Below are 3,041 nucleotides of genomic sequence, written 5' to 3' on the forward strand. Positions count from 1 at the left end.
TTCCTGGGGGCAGTTTTTTCAAAGACCAGCTAGGACGCTAAAAACAAGAATGGATTCGCTTCGCTCATAAAGCTTTATGCTCGCTTCGCTCGTCATGAAGCCAATTAATACAGTCGCTTCGCTCTGTAAATCTCGTTATAACGCAATAGTAAGCTTGTAATCAGGGAAAAGGCAGGGACGAAATTTTTATAACGCTCAATCGCTCGTAGACACTCGCTCGGTTTATTGTTTTGAAATCATATATTTAAAATTCTATCGTATAGATTTAATAAAACTAACGTATAAAAATCTTGATTTAATCAATTCTATCGTATAGATTTAATAAAACTAACGTATAAGAGTAAATATTATGGCTAAAGTTATTGGTATCTTCACAGGTAAAGATTTGAAATGGATGGAATCAGAAGGCGGTTCAGGCTATTGGATAGTACGTACAGACCGTATTAAAAGTGCTGAATATGTAATTTTAATTCGAAATCATAGAGAAACATGGGCAGTAAAAGATGGCTTAGGTCATGGTCAAGCCTTCATGGTTGGTAAAATTTCGGGCTGTATTCCTACTAAAAAACATGCAGGTAGAAAATTAATTCAAATTAGTGAATATGCACTGTTGCCAGACACAGAAAACTTTAAAAAGGCTTGGAAGAAATTAACAGCAGGTCAAAGATATCCAGTAGCTTATTTGAATACCAATGATCTATTACAAAACCTTGACCTTGATGTTGAAAAACTTGAGTGGTCTGCTTTTAATGCAAATCCAAATGCAGAAACTGCTTCACCTGAATCTGAAATTATTGCTGAAGAATCTGTAGATGAAACAAAAGAACTATCTGAAATTATTGCTGAAGCTAAAGAAATGATAGCTCATGCAGCAGGTATTGACGTGGATAAAGTTAATATCCAAATCAGTTTCTAATTAATTTTATTTAATAGCTCATAGCCATTTAGTTATGAGCTAATTTTTTTAAATACTCGTCAAAGTCTTGCTTGTTTAAATCACCTGAAACGTACTGATCATAAAGTTTTTGATGATCTTCAGTGATTTCTAAATCGTAATATTCTCGATCTGATTTCTTTAAAAACACCTCTAACAAACGATTATTTTTTTCAGCATCACTTAATTTCATGGTCTAAATGCTCCTATTTTGCGTTTATTGGCGTTTTTAGCCCTGTTTAGCTAGATTTCCCTGTTTTTAAGAAAATGGCGCTTAAATGCGATTTTAGGCGGTTTTTACGCTATGGGGTGAAATTCGATATTGGGGCGTTGCTAACAAGCAAATTTTTAGCGGTTTGGAGATTTATCATTTTCCGACAGCAGGAGGGAATGCACGCTTACGCGTTTCTCTCCGAGAAACAAAAAACCGACCTCTGAAAAAGATAAAAATAAGCCCCAAAGTTTGGGGCGTTTTGAAATCTTTTTTAGAGGATTAATTGCTACTTTTTGGCATTCACGTAGTCATAAAATTGAAGTTGCTGTTTTGGGTCTTTTAGCATGATGCGAAGCCGTTGCATAAAATCATCTGGAGATTCGTTCTCCTGCTTTAAATGAGCGAATTTCTTGTCACGGGACATATTGAACGACAAGCTGTTCACTTGCATATTTCGCAACTCAATAAACTTAGGTTCATCGACCTGTTTAATTGGTGCAGATTGGATTTTTTTAGAACCAAAGCCGAGTTGTTCCAGTAGCGGATAAAACATCCTGAATTTTTTTGGTTCTAAAAGCATATCGGCAAGGCGTTTCGTAAAGTCCTCTGCGGACTCTCCGATCTCTGCATATTCGCTACCAACTTCGGGCAGTTCAGATAATTTGTGTGCGAACAAATGCCGTTGTGCATCGGTCATTTCGACAAAGAAATCAGGTGTGTTTGGATCTCTTTTAGGGTCGGTTTTTTGTTCTAATTTTGGCTGTGCCTTTTGTTTGAATCGGAATGAAAATCCAGTAATTGAACGACCTGTTTTGTGCTGTTCCGACTTAACGGTTATGTCTGTATGTTCGTTTATTTGCTTGATAGATGGCTCAAATACTCGCTTTTTAAAGTCAGCAATCATTTTATATTCACCATCAAGAACACCTAACTTCCTGCGAAGTTCTTGAGTTTCAATAATTGGCGTTTTCCCTGTACTCCTCCAAGCGATGAGCAATTCATAAAGACGAATTGCATAAGCTGTGCTTAGCCCCTTAATTTGCTGTAACTCATAACTTGTGAACTGTTCTTCTAGTCTTGTTATTAAAGGGATGATTGCAGGGGCGAAAATAAGCTCTACAGATGCAGTATTGTCTATGTAGGCGATTTGAGAAACCCAACGACTGGTTATATTTGCAATCCCTTTCCCACGTTGTTCTTGGTAACTAAATTGGCGTGCAAAAAGGTCTTTGCAAGCATCTTTTAACGCTTGGTAAGCTGTGTTTCTGTGAACATTAAAATGGTTAATATAGCTTTCTGCGTGAATTGTTAAAGGGTCATTTGCATTGATTCCTTTACCACTTTCGCGAGCTTCGATAATTGATAACAGAATAAGTCGCTGTTCAACCAAATCCAAATTATAGCTTGCGTTAATTAAAGCGTTATCTTTCACAATCAAATCTTTCATTATAAATCTTCTAATATGACATTTTTATTCTAGTCATTATATTGACATTGTAATTTGTGTCAATATATCAACTCTAAACAGACAAACCGTTGCAAGGTAAATGCTGTTTTATGGACAATATTTTTTTTGTCAGTATTTGCAAGGTAAGTGTCCACATATTGAAAAAATCTTGCAAGGTAAGTGTCCACATATTGCAAGGTAAGTGTCCACATATAAGTGCTGAAACGCACGTATATCAACGCTTTCAGCGTACCTAAAAGCATTTAAAAGCTTTTTTATTATTAAAAGCCCAAAAAAATTAAAAACGGCATTTAAAACTGCCCTATGTTTTCGCTTCGCTCAAACTCTATTGAATCTCGCTTCGCTCGATTCCTGGGGGCAGTTTTTTCAAAGACCAGCTAGGACGCTAAAAACAAGAATGGATTCGCTTCGCTCATAAAGCTTTA

General features: G+C 36.2%; 2 protein-coding genes and 1 pseudogene. 1 reads left to right on the top strand and 2 read right to left on the bottom strand.

Going from position 1 to position 3,041, the window contains the following annotated elements:
* Positions 1 to 349: 349 nt before the first annotated feature.
* On the top strand, positions 350 to 916 hold the full coding sequence (locus tag RFH42_RS16755; protein WP_103801072.1) for a hypothetical protein: 567 nt from the start codon (positions 350 to 352) through the stop codon (positions 914 to 916).
* A 28-nt stretch (positions 917 to 944) separates the two neighbouring features.
* On the opposite strand, the gene RFH42_RS16760 is transcribed toward RFH42_RS16755, so the two are convergent.
* Together RFH42_RS16760 and repM are read right to left on the bottom strand one after the other, a co-directional pair.
* Positions 945 to 1,127 carry a hypothetical protein gene (locus RFH42_RS16760; RefSeq protein ID WP_178868349.1) on the bottom strand — a complete coding sequence of 61 codons (183 nt, stop codon included), beginning with the start codon at positions 1,125 to 1,127 and terminating at the stop codon, positions 945 to 947.
* 541 nt (positions 1,128 to 1,668) lie between these two features.
* A pseudogene (repM, locus tag RFH42_RS16765) lies at positions 1,669 to 2,595 on the bottom strand (replication initiation protein RepM); the annotation flags it as partial.
* Between the last annotated feature and the right edge of the window lie 446 nt (positions 2,596 to 3,041).

Source organism: Acinetobacter rudis (genome assembly GCF_031157835.1).
GTDB classification, from domain to species: Bacteria; Pseudomonadota; Gammaproteobacteria; order Pseudomonadales; family Moraxellaceae; genus Acinetobacter; species Acinetobacter rudis_A.

What these genes read in the sequence shown, in the direction of transcription:
- RFH42_RS16755 (WP_103801072.1), top strand. Translation starts at nt 350, where the DNA reads ATGGCTAAAGTTATTGGTATCTTCACAGGTAAAGATTTGAAATGGATG.
- RFH42_RS16760 (WP_178868349.1), bottom strand. Translation starts at nt 1,127, where the DNA reads ATGAAATTAAGTGATGCTGAAAAAAATAATCGTTTGTTAGAGGTGTTT.